Source organism: Roseovarius sp. A46 (genome assembly GCF_004126395.1).
GTDB lineage: Bacteria > Pseudomonadota > Alphaproteobacteria > Rhodobacterales > Rhodobacteraceae > Roseovarius > Roseovarius nitratireducens.
Window position 1 is genome coordinate 76,835 of sequence record NZ_PVWS01000012.1, and the last position, 17,357, is coordinate 94,191.

The 17,357-nt window shown below is 67.4% G+C and carries 18 protein-coding genes and 1 tRNA gene; 8 read left to right on the top strand and 11 right to left on the bottom strand.

Translation table 11 applies throughout. From position 1 onward, the window contains the following. Entirely contained in the window at positions 1–207 is a 207-nt protein-coding gene (locus C6W92_RS08410) for a hypothetical protein (protein WP_129432553.1), read from the top strand. Between the two features lie 32 nt (positions 208–239). Further along, on the top strand, positions 240–1,442 hold the full coding sequence (locus tag C6W92_RS08415; RefSeq protein WP_129432554.1) for a UbiH/UbiF family hydroxylase: 1,203 nt from the start codon (positions 240–242) through the stop codon (positions 1,440–1,442). A gap of 3 nt (positions 1,443–1,445) precedes the next feature. Here C6W92_RS08415 and C6W92_RS08420 read toward each other — a convergent pair whose 3' ends face one another. The 3 genes from C6W92_RS08420 to C6W92_RS08430 form a co-directional block, all read right to left on the bottom strand. Beyond that, the gene (locus tag C6W92_RS08420) at positions 1,446–2,573 is read right to left on the bottom strand and encodes an aminotransferase class V-fold PLP-dependent enzyme (protein ID WP_129432555.1); all 1,128 of its coding nucleotides are present in this window, start codon (positions 2,571–2,573) and stop codon (positions 1,446–1,448) included. Positions 2,574–2,637: 64 nt separating this feature from the next. Further along, complete coding sequence (locus C6W92_RS08425; RefSeq protein ID WP_129432556.1) at positions 2,638–3,096, bottom strand: Lrp/AsnC family transcriptional regulator; 459 nt, start codon at positions 3,094–3,096, stop codon at positions 2,638–2,640. After that, positions 3,093–3,548 (bottom strand): Lrp/AsnC family transcriptional regulator, encoded by a 456-nt coding sequence (locus C6W92_RS08430; protein ID WP_104017713.1) that lies wholly within the window; start codon positions 3,546–3,548, stop codon positions 3,093–3,095. The genes C6W92_RS08425 and C6W92_RS08430 overlap by 4 nt, the downstream gene beginning before the upstream one ends. Positions 3,549–3,684: 136 nt before the next feature. Here C6W92_RS08430 and ilvC point away from each other — a divergent pair, with 136 nt between their 5' ends. Then, a complete protein-coding gene (ilvC, locus tag C6W92_RS08435) occupies positions 3,685–4,707 on the top strand; it encodes a ketol-acid reductoisomerase (protein WP_129432557.1) in 1,023 nt (340 codons plus the stop codon). A gap of 64 nt (positions 4,708–4,771) precedes the next feature. Then, complete coding sequence (locus C6W92_RS08440) at positions 4,772–5,695, top strand: DMT family transporter (RefSeq protein WP_129432558.1); 924 nt, start codon at positions 4,772–4,774, stop codon at positions 5,693–5,695. 109 nt (positions 5,696–5,804) lie between these two features. On the opposite strand, the gene folP is transcribed toward C6W92_RS08440, so the two are convergent. From folP to C6W92_RS08465, 5 genes are all read right to left on the bottom strand, one after another. After that, positions 5,805–6,815, bottom strand: a complete 1,011-nt coding sequence (folP, locus tag C6W92_RS08445; protein WP_129432559.1) for a dihydropteroate synthase — start codon at positions 6,813–6,815, stop codon at positions 5,805–5,807. After that, positions 6,816–7,742: a dihydroneopterin aldolase gene (locus C6W92_RS08450; protein ID WP_129432560.1), complete on the bottom strand. Its 927-nt coding sequence runs from the start codon at positions 7,740–7,742 to the stop codon at positions 6,816–6,818. 422 nt (positions 7,743–8,164) lie between these two features. Next, positions 8,165–9,838, bottom strand: a complete 1,674-nt coding sequence (gene ctaD / locus C6W92_RS08455) for a cytochrome c oxidase subunit I (RefSeq protein ID WP_104017613.1) — start codon at positions 9,836–9,838, stop codon at positions 8,165–8,167. A gap of 155 nt (positions 9,839–9,993) precedes the next feature. Further along, positions 9,994–10,764, bottom strand: coding sequence for a 23S rRNA (adenine(2030)-N(6))-methyltransferase RlmJ (gene rlmJ / locus C6W92_RS08460; protein WP_129432561.1), 771 nt, complete (start codon positions 10,762–10,764; stop codon positions 9,994–9,996). Between the two features lie 482 nt (positions 10,765–11,246). Next, positions 11,247–11,636 (bottom strand): c-type cytochrome, encoded by a 390-nt coding sequence (locus C6W92_RS08465; protein WP_129432562.1) that lies wholly within the window; start codon positions 11,634–11,636, stop codon positions 11,247–11,249. A 172-nt stretch (positions 11,637–11,808) separates the two neighbouring features. Between C6W92_RS08465 and C6W92_RS08470 the strand changes: the two genes are divergently transcribed. Beyond that, positions 11,809–12,642: a hypothetical protein gene (locus tag C6W92_RS08470; protein ID WP_129432563.1), complete on the top strand. Its 834-nt coding sequence runs from the start codon at positions 11,809–11,811 to the stop codon at positions 12,640–12,642. A gap of 12 nt (positions 12,643–12,654) precedes the next feature. Here C6W92_RS08470 and lipB read toward each other — a convergent pair whose 3' ends face one another. Beyond that, positions 12,655–13,308, bottom strand: a complete 654-nt coding sequence (lipB, locus tag C6W92_RS08475) for a lipoyl(octanoyl) transferase LipB (protein WP_129432564.1) — start codon at positions 13,306–13,308, stop codon at positions 12,655–12,657. 4 nt (positions 13,309–13,312) lie between these two features. After that, positions 13,313–14,086, bottom strand: a complete 774-nt coding sequence (locus tag C6W92_RS08480) for a LytTR family DNA-binding domain-containing protein (protein WP_164989198.1) — start codon at positions 14,084–14,086, stop codon at positions 13,313–13,315. A 100-nt stretch (positions 14,087–14,186) separates the two neighbouring features. On the opposite strand from C6W92_RS08480, the gene C6W92_RS08485 reads away from it, so the two are divergent. The 3 genes from C6W92_RS08485 to C6W92_RS08495 all read left to right on the top strand — a co-directional run bounded on the left by C6W92_RS08485 (position 14,187) and on the right by C6W92_RS08495 (position 16,369). Further along, a complete protein-coding gene (locus C6W92_RS08485) occupies positions 14,187–14,678 on the top strand; it encodes a DUF2306 domain-containing protein (RefSeq protein ID WP_129432566.1) in 492 nt (163 codons plus the stop codon). 198 nt (positions 14,679–14,876) lie between these two features. Continuing rightward, a complete protein-coding gene (locus tag C6W92_RS08490; RefSeq protein ID WP_129432567.1) occupies positions 14,877–16,172 on the top strand; it encodes a peptidoglycan-binding domain-containing protein in 1,296 nt (431 codons plus the stop codon). Positions 16,173–16,282: 110 nt separating this feature from the next. Further along, positions 16,283–16,369 (top strand) — tRNA-Leu (locus tag C6W92_RS08495). A gap of 527 nt (positions 16,370–16,896) precedes the next feature. Here the strand turns inward: C6W92_RS08495 and C6W92_RS08500 are convergent. Then, the coding region (locus C6W92_RS08500) for a transposase (RefSeq protein WP_164989199.1) at positions 16,897–17,357 on the bottom strand (461 nt) is incomplete at its 5' end.

A 17,357-nucleotide genomic window follows, 5' to 3' on the forward strand; every position in this document is an offset into this window, starting at 1 on the left:
ATGACCGCGATCGAAACCCACGCCACGCCGCAGGCAGAGACCGACGCCGAGACCGCCACGGCGCTGCGCATCCTGCTGAGCGTCGCCGTCTTCGTCGCCGGCTGGGCGACAAGCGTTGCGCTCTGGGGTATTCCCGGGCTTTATATTCCTGCGCTGGCGCTGGTGCCGGTCGTGTGGGGGCTGCTCATCACCGTCTCGCGCGTCTGAACGGTGAAGAGGCGCGCGGCAAGGAGGCTCGGATGACGCGCGAAGATGTCGATATCCTGATTTCTGGCGGGGGTGTGGCCGGGTTCGCGGCAGCGGCGGTGTTCGGGCAGGCGGGATTCTCGGTGCTCTGCGTCGACCCCGCCCCGCCGGTGACTGAGCGCGAGGCCCAGGGAGCCGACCTGCGCACCACCGCGTTTCTGCAACCGGCGCAGGCGCTGCTCGAGCGCGCCGGGCTGTGGGCGCGGCTTGGCCCTCACGCGATGCCGCTTCAGGTGATGCGGATCGTCGATGCCGGGGGCGCCGAGCCGGAGCCGCGCATCGTCAAGGATTTCGACGCTGCGGATATCTCCGACCGGCCCTTCGGGTGGAACCTGCCCAACTGGCTCCTGCGTCGCGAGATGGTGGCGCATCTGGAGAGCCTGCCGGGGGTGCGCTTTCGCCCTGGCACCGGCACAACCACGCTACTGACGCGCGAGCGCGAGGCGCTCGTGGGCCTGAGCGACGGGACGGGCGTGCGCGCGCGGCTGGTGATCGCTGCCGACGGGCGCAACTCGCCCATTCGCGAGGCGGCGGGAATCGTCGTGAAAACAAAGCGTTACGGGCAGAAGGCGCTGGCCTTCGCCGTCACCCACCCGATCCCGCACGACAATGTCTCGACCGAGATTCACCGCTCGGGCGGGCCGTTCACGCTGGTGCCGCTGCCGGATTTCGACGGGCGACCGTCCTCGGCGATCGTCTGGATGGAAGAGGGACCAGAGGCGGTGCGCCTCGCCGGGTTGCCGGTGCCGGAGTTCGAGGCCGAGATGAACGCGCGCTCCTGCCATCTCTTCGGGCCCCTGACGCTCGCCTCGCGCCGCACGGTCTGGCCGATCATCAGCCAGGTGGCCGAGCGCATGTGGGCCGAGCGCGTGGCGCTGGTGGCCGAGGCGGCGCATGTGGTGCCGCCCATCGGGGCGCAGGGGCTGAACATGAGCCTTGGCGACATGCGGGTGCTGCTGGAGCTGGCAGAGGCCGCGCCGGAGCGGCTTGGCGAGCGCGCGATGCTAGAGACCTATCACCGCCGTCGCCACATGGAGGTGTGCGCGCGGGTGACGGGGATCGACGTGCTCAACCGCGCGTCCATGCTGCGGGCGCGGCCCCTGCGGGACGCGCGGGCGCAGGCGCTCGACGCGATCTATTCGCTGGCCCCGGTGCGCAGGACGCTTATGCAAATGGGCCTCGGGGCGCACGGCTGAGGGTCAGAGTACGCGATCGAGCACCGCTTCCAGCCGCGCGAGCGCGCCCGGCACGTCGTAGAGCTTGTCCAGCCCGAACAGGCCGAGGCGGAAGGTGCGAAAGCCCTCGGGCTCATTGCACTGAAGCGGCACGCCCGCCGCGATCTGCATCCCTTCGGCAGCAAATTTGCTGCCGTTCTGGATGTCGGGATCGTCGGTGTAGCTGACCACTACACCCGGCGCGCCGAAGCCCTCGGCGGCGACCGAGGTCACGCCGTGCGCGGCCAGCATTGCGCGGACGCCGTCGCCCAACTCCCATTGCGCCTGCCGCAGTCGGTCGAACCCGTAATCGCGCGTCTCGATCATCGTGTCGCGGAACCCGCGCAAGGCATCGGTCGGCATGGTCGCGTGATAGGCATGGCCGCCATCCTCGTAAGCCTGCATGATCGCATGCCATTTTTTCAGATCGAGCGCGAAGCTGTCCGAAGTGGTCTCTTCCAGCCGGGCCATCGCGCGGTCGGACAGCATGACAAGCCCTGCCGAGGGCGAGGCCGACCAACCCTTTTGCGGGGCCGAGATCAGCACATCGACGCCGGTGGTTTTCATGTCCACCCAGGCGCAGCCCGAGGCGATGCAATCGAGGACCATGAGCGCGCCAACCTCGTGCGCGGCCTCTGCCAGCGTGGTGATGTAGTCGTCGGGAAGGATCAGCCCGGCGGAAGTCTCGACATGCGGGGCAAAGACCACGTCCGGTTTTGCCTCGCGGATCTTGGCCACCACCTCCTCTATCGGGGCCGGGGCGAACGGTGTCTGTGCGCCGTTGCCGGTCTGGCGGGCCATGCAGACGGTGGTCTCGGCGGTGAAGGCACCCGCGTCGAAAATCTGGCTCCAGCGGAAGGAAAACCATCCGTTGCGCACGATCAGCGCATGGGCGCCGTGCCCGAACTGCCGCGCCACGGATTCCATCGCGTAAGTCCCGCCGCCGGGCACGAGCGCCACCGCGTCGGCGGAATAGACCTCTTTCAGCATGGATGAGATGTCGCGCATAACATGCTGAAAAGATTTACTCATGTGGTTGAGCGAACGGTCGGTGAAGACGACCGAATATTCCAGAAGTCCGTCGGGATCGACATGGTCGAGAAGGGCGGTCATGAGGCGTCTCCTGTTGGGTCGGCGGCAGGATGCAGCGGGCGTGCGGGGATGTCCAGTGGTCGGCCTAGCCGATCGGGCCGGGGCGGCGCTCCTCGCTCAGGAGCACGTTGGCCTCGACATTGCCGAGGCCCGGCAGCGTCATGATGCGACGCCGCAGCACGCGCTCGAAATCGGCGATGTCGCGGGCGACCACGCGCAGGCGGTAGTCATACAGGCCGAGGATATGCTCGACCGTCTGCACCTCGGGGATGGCGGTGACCGCGCGTTCGAAATCCTCCAGGCTGACGCGCCCCTTGGTGGCGAGCTTGACCCCGAGAAAGACGGTCACGCCGAACCCCAGCTTTTCATGATCCAGTTCAAGACGTTGGCCGCTGATCGCGCCGCTGTCGTGGAGCCGCCGGACGCGTCGCCACGCGGCGGGCTGGGACAGGCCGAGGCGGCGGCCAATGGCGCTGGCGGAAAGCGTGGCATCCTCGGCCAGCAGCCGCAGGATACGCCGGTCGGTGGTGTCGAGCGCGATCATAGTGGCAGGCCCTCGTCGGACTTGATCCGCGCCACGTGCATGAGCGCCTCGATATCGGCGATATGCGGCAGGGTCAGGATGGCGCTGCGGTAGATCTGCTGATAATGTGCCATGTCGCGCGCGATGACCGAGAGCCGCAGATCGACGCGACCAAGGAATGTCTGTATTTCAATGACTTCCGGCACGTTCCTCGCCTCTGTGATGAATTCGTCGAAGGCGCGGGGTGCGGTCTTGTCGAGCGAGACACGCAAGCTCACCTCGACCTCGTAGCCAAGCGCGCGCCAGTCGATCACCGCGCGGTTGGCGCGGATGATGCCAGCGCTGCGCAGTCGGTCGAGCCGCCGGGCGCAGGTGGCGGGCGTGAGGCCGGTGCGCTCGGCAAGCTCTGCCGGGCCGAGATGCGGGGCGTGCTGGTACTGGCGCAGGAGGCGGCGGTCGGTATCGTCGAGCATGATATTTCCGAATATCTGATCAAGTAAGAATGATATATACAAGATAGCCCGGTATAAACCCCAATAATCATACACCTTCACCGCCAGCAAGGCGTAGTCTCCACCACAGTCAGAACCCCAAAGAAAGGAGACCGCCATGCGCGTCTATTATGATCGCGATTGCGATATCAACCTCATCAAGGACAAGAAGGTCGCCATCCTTGGCTATGGCAGCCAGGGCCACGCCCACGCACTTAACCTGCGGGATTCCGGGGCAAAAAACCTTGTCGTCGCGCTGCGTGAAGGCTCGCGCTCGGCCAAGAAGGCCGAGGCCGAGGGGCTCAAGGTCATGGGCATCGCCGAGGCGGCGGCGTGGTGCGACCTGATGATGTTCACCATGCCCGACGAGTTGCAGGGCGAGACCTATCGCAAATACGTGCATGACAACATCCGTCCCGGTGCGGCGATCGCCTTTGCGCACGGGCTGAACGTGCATTTCGGGCTCATCGACGCCAAGGAAGGTGTGGACGTCATCATGATGGCGCCCAAGGGCCCCGGCCACACGGTGCGCGGCGAATACGTCAAGGGCGGCGGCGTGCCTTGCCTGGTGGCGGTGGACACGGATGCGTCCGGCAAGGCCTTGGAATTAGGGCTTTCCTACTGCTCGGCCATCGGCGGCGGGCGCTCGGGGATCATCGAGACCTCGTTCCGCGAGGAATGCGAGACCGACCTCTTCGGCGAGCAGGCGGTGCTCTGTGGCGGCCTGGTCGAGCTTATCCGCATGGGCTTCGAGACGCTGGTCGAGGCAGGCTATGCCCCTGAAATGGCTTACTTTGAATGCCTGCATGAAGTGAAGCTCATCGTCGATCTGATCTATGAAGGCGGCATCGCCAACATGAACTACTCGATCTCCAACACGGCGGAATACGGCGAGTATGTGAGCGGGCCGCGGGTGCTGCCATATGAGCGCACCAAGGCGGAGATGAAAAAGATCCTGCACGACATTCAGAGTGGCGCCTTTGTCCGTGATTTCATGCAGGAAAACGCGGTTGGCCAACCCTTCTTCAAGGGCACGCGGCGGATGAATGACGCGCACCAGATCGAGGAGGTCGGCCGCAAGCTGCGCGGCATGATGCCGTGGATCAGCGCGGGCAAGCTCGTGGATCAGGAAAAGAACTGAACCCACTGAAATAAAAAGGAAAGGGCGCCCCGCGCGGGCGCCTTTTCAAACCGGGAGGGGCCCCTTGCAGGACATCGCGCCGATCAACTGGCTGAGGATCGGGGCGCTGGGCCTGATCTGGGGGGCGTCGTTCACCTTCATCTCGGTGGCGCTGCGGGACGTGGGGCCGTTCACCGTGGCGGCGGTGCGGATCACGCTGGGGGCGGTGTTTCTGCTGTCGCTGCTGCGGATACGCGGGCTGCGCCTGCCGTCCACGGAGCCGGGACCGGGGCGCAAGGTGTGGCGTTTTTCGGTCTTCATGGCCTTGTTTTCAAACGTTATTCCATTCTCCTTGCTGGGCTGGGCGCAGCAATCGGTGGCCTCGGGCTTTGCCGGGGTGTGCATGGCAGCGGTGCCGCTGCTGATCCTGCCGCTGGCGCATGTTTTCGTGCCCGGTGAGCGGATGCACCTGCGGCGGGCCGGGGGGTTTGTCCTGGGCACCACGGGGGTGGTGGTGCTGATCGGGGCGGAGGCCTTTGCATCAACGGGCAAGGACCTGGAATCATTGGCAAGGCTGGCCTGCCTCGGGGCCGCGATGTGCTATGCGACGGGCTCGATCCTGACGCGGCTGTGCCCGCCCGTGCACCTGTTGTCGCTGGCGGCGGCGGTGATGACGCTGGCGGCGGGGATGATCGTGCCGGTGGCGCTGATCGTGGAAGGCATTCCTAACTCTATGAGTTTGAACGGGTTTTTTGCGCTCATCTATCTCGGCATCCTGCCCACGGGGGTGGCGCAGTTGTTGCTGGTGCAGGTCACGCGCGAGGCGGGGCCGGGATTCTTCGGCCTTGTCAATTACATGGTGCCGGTGTGGTCGGTCATCCTCGGGGCGGTGCTGTTGTCGGAGGCGGTGCCGCCGCGGCTGTTCCTGGCGATGGCGATGATCCTGGCGGGCGTGGCGATCAGCCAATGGGGCGCGCTGCGGCGGCTGTTCGCGGGGCGGCCAACCTGAAGGTTCAACGCGCGAACCGATAGGTTCGCAGGGACAAACGCACGGCGGTGCAGGGTTTTGTAAAGAATTGGCGAAAATCCGGGGGTGAATTGGTATCCAAAGTGGAGATTCAGCAAGACCGGATCGCGTCCCACACATCGAGCGCGGCGCGCGTCTCGGCCACGTCGTGCACGCGCAGGATCTGCACGCCCTGGTTTGCGGCCATCACCGCGATGGCGAGCGAGCCGGGCACGCGGTCGGACGCGACCGGCGTGCCGGTCAGGTCGCCGATGAAACGCTTGCGCGACGCGCCGAGCAGAACCGGACAGCCGAGCCCGTGAAAGAGCGACACACCTTGCAGCAGGCGGAGGTTGTGGTCGCGCGTCTTGCCGAAGCCGATGCCGGGATCGACGGCGATGCGCCCGCGCGGGATGCCTAGAGCCGTGAGCGCCTCGACGCGCGCCCCGAGCCAGTCGTAGACATCGAGGAGCACGTCGGCGTAGCGCGGGTCCTGCTGCATGGTCTCGGGGGTGCCCTGGGCGTGCATGATGCAGACCGGCAGGGCGTGCTCAGAGGCGAAGGGGGCGAGGGAGGCGTCGAACGTGAAGCCCGACACGTCGTTGACGAGGGTTGCGCCCGCGCGGAACGCTTCGTCGGCCACCGGCGTCTTGCGGGTGTCGATGGAGATGGGGGTGGCGATCTCGGCACGGATGGCGGCGATCACCGGCGCGGTGCGGGCGATCTCTTCGTCGAGCGGCACGGGTGCGGCACCGGGGCGGGTGGATTCGCCGCCCACGTCGAGGATGTCGGCCCCGGCCTGCGCCATGGCGCGGGCATGGGCGAGCGCGGTCGCGGGGTCGAAGTGCCGGCCGCCGTCGGAGAAGCTGTCGGGGGTGATGTTGAGGATGCCCATGAGGCGCGGCGCGTCCATGTCCATCCCCGAGAGCGGCGGGCGCGGTGCGGTGAGCCGATGTGCGACGTCGGCGGGCAGGTCGCGCGCGGGCAGGAGGCGGGGCGTCGCGTCGCGGGCGAGCACCTCGACGGTGTCGAACCAGCACCAGCCGCCCGCGAGCGGCAGCGCGCCCTCGGGGCGCGCGTGGTGGTGGTGATCGGTGCGGGGTACGGGGCGATAATAGGTCATCTAGAGGCCGGAGCGGGCGATGTCCTGGATCAGCACCGGCACGCGGCACGCGGCGGGCGGGGTCGCGCCGATGAGCAGGAGGTCTGACGCCTCGATATGGCCCGCGAACCACGCGGCGAGATCGACGGGGTTGTGGGTCGAGGGTGCGGGGCCGTCCACCGCGTCGAGCACGATCTTGGACGGTGCCCAGACACTGATCTGGTCGTGCTTCATCGCCCAGTCGAGTTCGGTGCGGGTGGCGACGACGACGCAACGGTCGTCGCGCCCGGCGAGCACCCAGGCGTTCTGTTCCAGCGCCAGCAGGTCCACGCGGCGCTGGGTCATGCGGTGGCCGGTGTCGGGCGCCGGGGTGTCGGGGGCGCCGACGCAGAGGATCACCGGCTCGGCCCGGGCCTGAAGCTGGTCGAGCCAGCGGCCGAGATTGGGCGAGGTGATGGCCGCGTTGGTGAGGTAGACGACATGCGGGTGCGGCGCGGTGTCGGGCGCGACCGGGGCCCGGGTGGCGACATCGTCCACCGAGCGCACGATTTCGACCCCGAGCGCGCCGGGGCCGCGGTCGAGCTTTTCGATGCGGACGAAGCAGCGCACCGCCTGCGGCTCCCACAGGATGCGCTCGGCGATGCGCTCGGCCAGGGTTTCGAGCAGGTTGAGGCGTTCCTCGGCGAGTGCCGCCTCGATCGCCTCGGTCACGCGGTCGTAGGAGAGGATGCGATCCACGTCATCCTCAAGCGCGCCGGTCATCGGGCGCACCTCGACCACAACGTTGAAGGCAATGCGCTGGGTGGTGCCGCGCTCGGCCTGGAAGGCGCCGATCTCGACCGCGACGATGTGATCGCGCACCGAGATGCGGTCGAGCGGACCATCGGGGGCGGTGGCGCGGGCACGGGCCTGCGGATGCTCGAAGGCGAGGCGGATTTCGTGGCTCATGCGGGCGGTCCCTGTGGTTTCGTGCGGATTGGGTAGCATGGGGGGACGATGCGGGGAATGGGGGAATCCGACGCATGGAGGGAGGGGTGCGGCAGGGGGGTGGGCAGGCTTTGGTTTGGAGGGGACGGTCAGCACAACGCTTGAGGAGCCGCGCAGCGCCCGACCGCCGGGTGGGCGCAACACCGATTGTGCGGCGCGATTTATGGTGCAAGATGCTTCTGCAATCACAGCTACTTGCAACGACGAGGAGCGCCCGCCCGAGGGGGCGGTCGGGCGCTGCGCGGCGGCGCGTTCCGCGCCTTGATTCCGCGCAAGTAGGCCAAGACCGGAAGGTCCTCTCAAGGCCATGTCCGCCCTGCCGCCGGATGGCAAAAGGCCCCGGGGGTGCCCCCGGGGCCTTTGCTTGTCCTGTCAGCCGGGGGTCAGTGCGCCGGCTGCTTGTCCCAGTCCTCGCGCTTGGGGAGCGTTTCGAACGTATGCTCCGGCGGCGGCGAGGGCAGGGTCCATTCCAGCGTGTCGGCGTATTCGTTCCACGGGTTCGCCTCGGTCACGCGGGCGCCGCGGAAGAGCGAGTAGAACACCACGCCGAAGAAGAACACGAAGCTGGCAAACGAGATGAACGCGCCCACCGAGGACCACCAGTTCCAGACCGCGAAGGCCTCGGGGTAGTCGATGTAGCGGCGCGGCATGCCCTGACGACCCAGGAAGTGCTGCGGGAAGAAGGTCAGGTTGGAGCCGATGAACATCGCGGTGAAGTGCAGCTTGCCCATCCATTCGGGGATCATGCGGCCGGTCATCTTGGGGAAATAGAAGTAGATGCCGGCGAAGATCGCGAACACCGCGCCGAGGCTCATCACGTAGTGGAAATGCGCCACCACATAATAGGTGTCGTGATAGGCGCGGTCCACCGCCGCCTGGCTGAGCACGATGCCGGTGACGCCGCCCACCGTGAACAGGAACAGGAAGCCGAAGGCCCAGAGCATCGGTGTCTTGAACTCCACCGAGCCGCCCCACATGGTGGCGATCCAGCTAAACACCTTTACCCCTGTTGGCACCGCGATGACCATCGTGGCGAGCATGAAGTAGCTCTGCTGTGTCAGCGACATGCCCACGGTGTACATGTGGTGCGCCCAGACGATGAAGCCGAGGAAGCCGATGGCGATCAGCGCCCAGACCATCGGCAGGTAGCCGAATACCGGCTTGCGCGCGAAGGTGGCGATCACATGGCTGATGATGCCGAAGCCCGGCAGGATGATGATGTAGACCTCGGGGTGCCCGAAGAACCACAGGATGTGCTGATAGAGGATCGGGTCGCCGCCGCCCGCCGGGTCGAAGAAGGTGGTGCCGAAATTGCGATCCGTGAGCAGCATGGTGATGGCGCCCGCCAGGACCGGCAGCGACAAGAGGATCAGCCACGCGGTGACGAAGATCGACCAGCTAAACAGCGGCACCTTGAACAGCGTCATGCCGGGGGCGCGCATGTTGAGGAAGGTGGTGATCATGTTGATCGCGCCGAGGATCGAGGATGCCCCCGAGACGTGGACCGCGAAGATCGCGAGGTCCATCGACATGCCCGACTCGTTGGTCGAGAGCGGCGGGTAGAGCACCCAGCCCACGCCCGAGCCGAGCTGACCGTTGCCACCCGGCGCCAGCAGCGAGGCGACGCCCAGCGAGGTGCCCGCGACGTAAAGCCAGAAACTGAGGTTGTTCATCCGCGGGAACGCCATGTCAGGCGCGCCGATCTGCAGCGGCATGAAGTAGTTGCCGAAGCCGCCGAACAGCGCCGGGATCACCACGAAGAACATCATCAGCACGCCGTGATAGGTGATCATCACGTTCCACAGGTGGCCGTTGGGCGTGCAGCTCGCGGTATCGGAGGCGAAGAAGCGCGCGCCTTCGAGGCACATGTACTGAACGCCCGGTTCCATCAGTTCCATCCGCATGTAGACGGTGAACAGAACCGAGATCAGCCCGACCACCGCCGAGGTGACCAGGTAGAGGATGCCGATATCCTTGTGGTTGGTGGACATGAACCAGCGGGTGAAGAATCCGCGCTGATCCTCGTGCTCGTGGCCGTGAATGGCTGCGTCTGCCATTGGGTGCCTCCTGTTGACAATACCGCAGGGGACGCGGACCCTCGCCTCACGTCTCCGTTATTGTCTTGGTTCTAGAGCGTCGGGCGCGGGCGGGCAATGTGCGAATTTGATGCAGATCAAAGAATCTTGTCGCACCCCCCCGGGGGGATAGCGGGTCAGCCGAAGAGCTGTGAGAGGCGCGCGGTCTCTTCCGCCAGGCCGTAGGGCGGGTTGACCACGAAGAGGCCCGAGCCGGTCATGCGGTGGCCCTCGCGGACCGGGGGGAAGCGGATTTCGTGGCGCAGGCCACCCGGAAAGGCGGCGGTGAGCGCGGTGAGCATCGGGCCATGCGCGGCGCTGGCGAGAATCGGATACCACAGCACCAGGATGCCCACGTTCCAGGCCCGCGCGATCCGCGCGAAGTGACGGGGAATGCTGTCGTAATCGGCCTTTACCTCGTAGCTCGGATCGCACAGCAGCAGCCCCCGCCTTGGCGTCGGCGGGCAGAGCGCGTGGGCCATCGCGAAGCCGTCCTCGCGGCGGATGCGGGCGGTGTGGGGGGCAAGTGCGGCGCTGAGGCGGGAGTGCTCGCCGGGATGCAGTTCGGCGAGGTGCAGGGCGTCGCCGGGGCGCAGTGATAGAGCAGCGAGAAGCGGCGAGCCGGGATAGGCCGAGGCGCCGTGCAGCGCCCGCGTCTCGTGCAGGCGCAGGCGGTAGGGGTGATCGGCGGGCAGCGCGGATTCGAGCCGCCCGATGCCCTGCGCCGCCTCGCCGGTGCGTTGCGCCGCCGGATCGGCGAGGTCGTAGAGACCGCGTCCGGCATGGGTCTCGATATAGGTGAGCGGCTTGTCCTTGCGGGTGAGGTAGGCAAGCATCCACGCGAGTGCGGCGTGCTTGTGGACATCCGCCGGATTGCCCGCGTGGTAATGGTGCTGGTAGCTGAGCATGAGGGCAGGTAGCAGGTGGCGCGCGGTTGGGGAAGGGCCCGCGGGTGCATGTGTCTGAGCTGTTGGCGTTCAACTGCCATTCCCCTCCTGCCCCGCGCGGAACAAGGCGTGCTTGCACGCCGCCGCGCGAGCGCCAGCCCGCCCCCCGGGCTGGCGATGGGGTGACGCTGGCGCAAAGCTTTCATCTCTCTCGGGAACTCAGGAATAAAGCACGATAGACCAGCCGTTGCACCGCCATCCCGCGGGCTGGCGCTCGCGCGGCTCATCACCGGATGATTCAACGACCGCTCCAAGCCAGAATCTCGCGCCGCGCCGGCCGGCCCCGAGACGCCCGGAATCGTGATGTGTGGGGATATCCCCGGGTCAAGCCGAGGCGGACGGAGGGTGCCGGGCGCGTCCGGGGATGACGGGCGAAGCGGGCGGATGTGAAAAGGCCGCGCGGGGGCCGCGCGGCCTGTCGTGTCCGGGCCGGTGGCCCATGCTTACTCCGAGAAGGTGGCGAGGTAGGCGGCCACGTCCTCGCCGCCCTTGCGCAGCTTGAACGTCATCTTGGAGCGGTCGCCGAGGAATTCGTTGGGATCCTTGACGAATTCGGCAAGGTTTTCCTCGGTCCAGACCTCGCCCGCCTCGGCCTTGGCCTGAAGCCCGTCGGAATAGCGGTAATCCTCGACGCTGCCCATCACCCGGCCGATCACGCCGTGGAGGTTAGGACCGACGCGACCGCCGCGGACGATGGTTTCGTCGCCGTCGGCGATCATGTGACAGGCCTTGCACTTGTTGAATTCCTTCTCGCCCTTGGCAGCGTCGCCTTCGGCGAAAGCGGGCAGGGCGAGGATGGCGAGCGCGGCGGATGCGGTGAGAACGGATTTCATGGCTACCTCTCGGTTGGGTTGCGTTTGCGACCCCGACCATAGCCGCGCCGGGTGGTCATGCAACCGTCAAATCGCCGCGGCGGGCAGCCCTGCGCCGGTCGCGCAGGCGGGTTGTCAGAAGAGCGAAGTTATGCTCCGTTTCAAACAAACGGGGGTCTTCGGGGGACAGGAGATGGGGAAGGCGACGCGGGAGGCGTCGGTGCTGCGGCTGGCAGTGTCGGCGGTGATGGCGGTGCTGGTGTTGGTTGTTGCCACGCCGCGTGGAGCAGTGGCGGGGGATAGCGTGACGGTTGATCTGTGGCTAGCCTATCATGCGCGCGACGAGGTCAACTACGGCACGCGGGACGATGACATCCTGCGGCTGGGCGTAGCCTTTGTGCTGCCGGGCGCGCTCGCGGGGGATCTGCATCGTTATGCCCTGTTTGGCGGGCTGCGCGATATCGGCACCAATCTTGGCAAGAGCAGCGGGCACGCCGCGATGGACGAGGGCGAGATCGGGGTCGAGGCGCTGTGGCTGCGCGGCACGCGCGCGGCGCGGGGCGGAATCGGCGTGCGGGTGATCCATGCCAGCGTGGCCGAGACCGGGCTCGAGGTCGGCTATGTGCACGAGCGCCGGGCGGGGCGCGCGGACCTGCGGTTCCTAGGCGGGGTGCAGGCGGTTTCGGGCGACGTGGCGGGGCGCGAGGATGCGGGCGTCTTCGGGCTGGCCGAGGCCGGCTATTGGACCAGTGAGCGGCTGGTGCTGCGCGCGAGCCTCACGGCGGACAGCGATGGCGCGATCGGCGGGATCGGCGCGGAGCTTGCCGTGGGACGGCGCGGCGCGAGCCTCTATCTCGACTGGGGCCAAAGTATCGGCAGCTATCGCGGCGCGGGGGCCTATGACAGCCTGTCGGCCGGGCTGCGCCTGCCGCTGGGCCGGGCGGCGCGCGGCGGCGGGCAGGGCCTGCGCGATCATCAGTACGCCCGGGCGCGGCGTAGCCTGTTCCGCCCGGTGGGATTGCAATAGCGCGGGCCGCTGTCAGTCCGGGGGAAAAGCGGACTCGAAGCTGCGTTCCAGGGCCGCGTCGAGATCGCCCATCGTCACCGGCAGGCCGAGGTCGACGAGGCTGGTGACGCCATGTTCGGAGATGCCGCAGGGCACGATGCCGGAGAAATGCGCGAGGTCCGGCTCGACGTTGATCGAGATGCCGTGAAAGCTCACCCATTTGCGCAGGCGGATGCCGATGGCGGCGATCTTGTCCTCCGGCGGCGTGCCCGCGGCGGTGAGCGGCTTGTCGTGGCGCGTGACCCAGACGCCGACGCGGCCCTCGCGGATTTCGCCGGTCACGTTGAACTCCGCGAGCGTGGCGATCACCCAGGATTCGAGCTGGGCGACGAAGCGGCGGACATCGCGCCCGCGGCGGCCCACGTCGAGCATCACGTAGGCCACGCGCTGACCGGGGCCGTGATAGGTATACTGCCCGCCGCGGCGGGCCTCGAAGACGGGGAAGCGGTCGGGGTCTACCAGGTCGGCGGGGCGCGCGGAGGTGCCGGCGGTGTAGAGGGGGGGATGTTCGAGCAGCCAGATTGCCTCGTCCGCCGCGCCGCGCGCAATGGCGTCTGCGCGCGCCTCCATCCGGGCCAGGGCCTCGGGATAGGGGACGGGACGGTCGGACCTGATCCACTCCACCATGTGCCTACCCGGGCAGAAGCCCGGCCTCCTTCACCGCCGCCACGCGCGACCGGCTTACGGGAATGTCCTGTCCCGTGCTCATCGTCAAGACCGCGCGCGGGCCTTCGCGCCGGGCGGCGCGCACCTGATCGGTGGCGATCCAGTGCGAGCGGTGCACCTGGAGACCGGGGGAGGGTGCGGTCTCGGCGATGGCGTCGGACAGGCGCATGAGCAAGAGGTCACGGCCGCGCGTGGTCGTGACCTCGACATAGTGATCCTGCACCGTGAGCGCGACCAGCGGCCCGCGCCGGTCGAGCGGCAGCCGCGCGAGGATCGGTGGCGGGGCGTCCGCGCCGGGCGCGGCGGGCGGGTCGCCGCCGCGTGCGAGCATCAGCGCGAGGGTGATCACCAGCGCGATGGCGATGCCGTTGAGCGCCAGCGTGGCGAGGTCGGCAGGTGAGGGCGGCGGGAAGACGGCGAGGTTGACCAGCGAGACAAGCGCCGCGATCACCAGCCCCGCGGGCACCGCTGCCGCCAGCGCCGCCGCCAGCCGGGGCCAGCCGCGCGCCGTCAGCCGTGCAAGGACGAGGTTCACCAGCACCGCGCCGGTCACGTAGGTCAGCGCGCAGACCGCCAGCCAGTAGGCCAGGCGGGGCAGGAGCGGCAGGATATCCACCGTGCCGAACGGCCCGGCGAGCCCCGCCACCGTGCCCGCCGCGAGGATCGCGACCAGCGTCGGGCGGCTGGCGAGGATCGCGTGCAATTCACGCTTCGCGGATTGCAGCAGCCTTTTGTTCACGCATGTCCCCCCCGGTTTCGCGTATCGGCCCTCGCCCCGGCGCGGCCCGTCGTGCCAGCCCCGTGCCAACGCGACACACGCAACATCCATGAGGTTTGACATGACAAGTTTCGATCCGCTTTTCAACGCGCCGCTGGCGATACAGGTGCACGTGGCGGGGGCCGTTGTCGCGGTTCTTCTGACGCCGGTTGCGCTGTGGCGGCGGCGCCGCGACCGGCTGCACAAGGTCACGGGTTACGGCTGGGTGCTTGGCATGGCGGTGGCCGCGCTCAGCTCCTTTGCGATCACGGAGTTCGGCGTGGTGGGCCCGTTCAGCCCAATCCACGCGCTGTCGGTGGCCACGCTGGCGGGGCTCTTCGTGGGGGTGCGTGCGGCGATCCGAGGGGATACGCGCAGGCATCGCGCGTCGATGACGCAACTGAGCCTGGCACTGGTGGTGGCGGGGATGTTCACCCTTGCGCCGGGGCGCATCGTGCACCGGATGGTGATGGGCGGGACCGGCTGGGCCGGGTTTGGCGTGGTCGCGCTGGCGGTCGCGGCGGCGCTGTGGCTGCGGCGGCATCGACGCCACGGGGGCGCGGCGCGGGCCTGATTCGCGCGGTTTGGGGCGTCGCTGGCGGAGGTGGCCTCCGGCTGGCCCCGGGAACCGGCGGAATGCTGCCTCTCCGGGGGGGGATTGCCGCCGCGCGCGGGGCGAATCGCGCATCGAGGGGTGACTCGTGCGGCGCAGGTGCCGAGACTTGTGCTATGATCGGTGCAGTTCCGATGTACCTGATGAGGGAGAAGCGAGATGGGTTCGAAAGCAATTATCATGGCGGCGCTGACGGCCAGCGTCGCGGCGATGCCGGGCACCCGCGCGGCAGCGGATTTCGCCGACGGTCTCGTGGGCGGTCTCGTGGGCGGCGCGGTGAGCGGTATCATAGTCAACGAGAGCGCCAAGGCGCGCGAGCGCAAGCGCACGACGACGACGACGACGAGGCGGGTCTATCGCGCGCCCTCCGTTTCTAGCCAGCAGGTTCGCGAAGAGCAGACCGCGCTCAACTATTTCGGCTTTCCTGCGGGTACGCCCGATGGCATCCGCGGGCGCAACACGCGCAACGCGATTTCGCAGTTCCAGGCGCATATGGGCTACCCGGTCAGCGGGCATTTGCAGGACTATGAACGGCAGTTCCTGATCTCGTCCTACTACCGGGCGCAGTCGGGCGGCGCGGCCACGGCGCAGATTGCCGCGCAGAGCGGGCAGGGCACGCGGGGTCTTTTGCATGCCTATCGTGACGAGGCGCTGGGCATGCAGCAGCAGGGGCAGGGCGGGATGATGGCCCTGGCCCCGCAGGATGAGCAGACGCAGGCGGGCTCGGCCTCCGGCTCGGAATCGGACGGGGGCGCGCTGCCCAACCTGATGGCCTCGGGCGGGGACGGCCCGTCGCTGGCATCGCATTGCAACCAGGTGAGCCTCGTCACCAGCTCGAACGGCGGGTTTGTCACCGCCGCCTCGATGCAGGATGCGCGCTTTGCCCTCAACGAGCAGTTCTGCATCGCGCGGACCTATGCCATCGCCGAGGGCGAGAGCATGGCCGCCTCGCTGCAGGGGATCACGCCCGAGAAGCTGGAGGAGCAGTGCCGTGCCTTTGGCCCGGCGATGCGCGAGCACGTGGCGGCGCTGTCGCTCGACAAGCGCAGCGCAGTGCTCGACGGGGTGCGGGGCTTCGTGCGCCAGACCGGGCAGTCGCCCGCGCAACTGGCCGGAACCGCGCGCATCTGCCTGTCGGTGGGGTATCGCATCGACAACATGAACGTGGCGCTCGGCTCGGGCCTGTTGCTCGCGGCGCTGGGCGAGGACGCCTACGGCGAGCTGATGGGCCATCACCTCAACGAGGGGTTCGGCACCGCGCGCCGCACCGAGCTGGCCAAGGAGTGGTTCGCCGCGGCCGTCGAGGCGGTGGAGAACGGGGCGGAGCCGGTCTTTGCCCCAGGCGATCCGGGACGCAACGCGCTGTTGCGCAAGGCGGTGTTCGGCGCCGATGCGGGCGTGCAGGGCGAGGCCGTGCAGCCCGCCTCGACGCTGCCCACCTTCGACGTGGACTGAGCCCGGGCGGCCACCGGCGAGGGGGGTCGAAAAACCGGCGGGGCGATGCGATTTGCCCCTTCACAACCGGATGAGCATTGCGTATATGCCCCGCAGCCTACCAGGCACGTGCGGTCGTGGCGGAATTGGTAGACGCGCAGCGTTGAGGTCGCTGTGGGGTAACTCCCGTGGAAGTTCGAGTCTTCTCGACCGCACCATACTTACCGAACAAGCGTTTGATTTCGCTTGATAAATTTCAAAGCGCGCTTTGTGTATCCACCCAATTATACACCCTTTGTGCGTTGATGGGCGGCCTAAACCTTGTCACGCGCGTCGACCAGTTTGTGGGTTTCACGGCCTAGCGCATTCGTCAGTTTTCTTACCGCCACCGCGTTGGCGAGTCTGGCCCCGTGTTTCTAGCTTGGGTTATCTGGCTCAGGTCGAGCGCCGCCACCGGCACAGTGCAGTCGGCGTGAGGTCCAGCCGTGAAGGGCGAGTGGAATAATCCCGCCCGTTGCCCTGAGCGCATATTCCAATTTGCCCAACTTCTCGACTTCGCCAAGTCACTACGGATCTTTTCTCCGCAGAAGCGCAAAAAGGCACAAGTTCCGTGTAAGAGACCACAGCGAAACGCCTCGTTTGAGCGGTGAGATAGGATTTGGTTGTTTAGGGTGCTTTTGACTTTGATGTCGCGCTTCGGTGATGGCTTTGATTGGCAGGGGAGATTGGTGAGGGAGCCGGGTTATCAGCCGTATCTCGCCTTGAAGCCTGCGCCTTTCCACAGGTTCCAGCCAATGGCCGCAAGACGGGTCAGGACTTGCATTTTGACCACCCCCAGGAACCGGGTTCGGCGCAGGCTCCAGTGCCGCTTCCAGTGGCCAAAAATCGCCTCCACCCGCCCGCGTGTGACGCCGATTTCAACGTTCCGGGCACGCTCCTGTGGCGTCAGTTTGCGCCTGCGAACCCCGTGCCGCTGCACCTGATCGCGCATCGCGTGATGCGCCAGAAGCGCCCGGGTGCGCGGCCCGATATAGGCGCTGTCCGCATAGAGCGCGGTCTCGTCGCCGACCACCAGATCGCACAGGCTGTCCACTTCGGCCCGGTTGCCCGGGCTCACGCTCACGCGCCGCACGAACCCGTCCTCGTCGGCATTGACGAAGGCCTGCCAGCCCCAGACCGCCTGCCTGCGGCCCTTCACGGTGACTT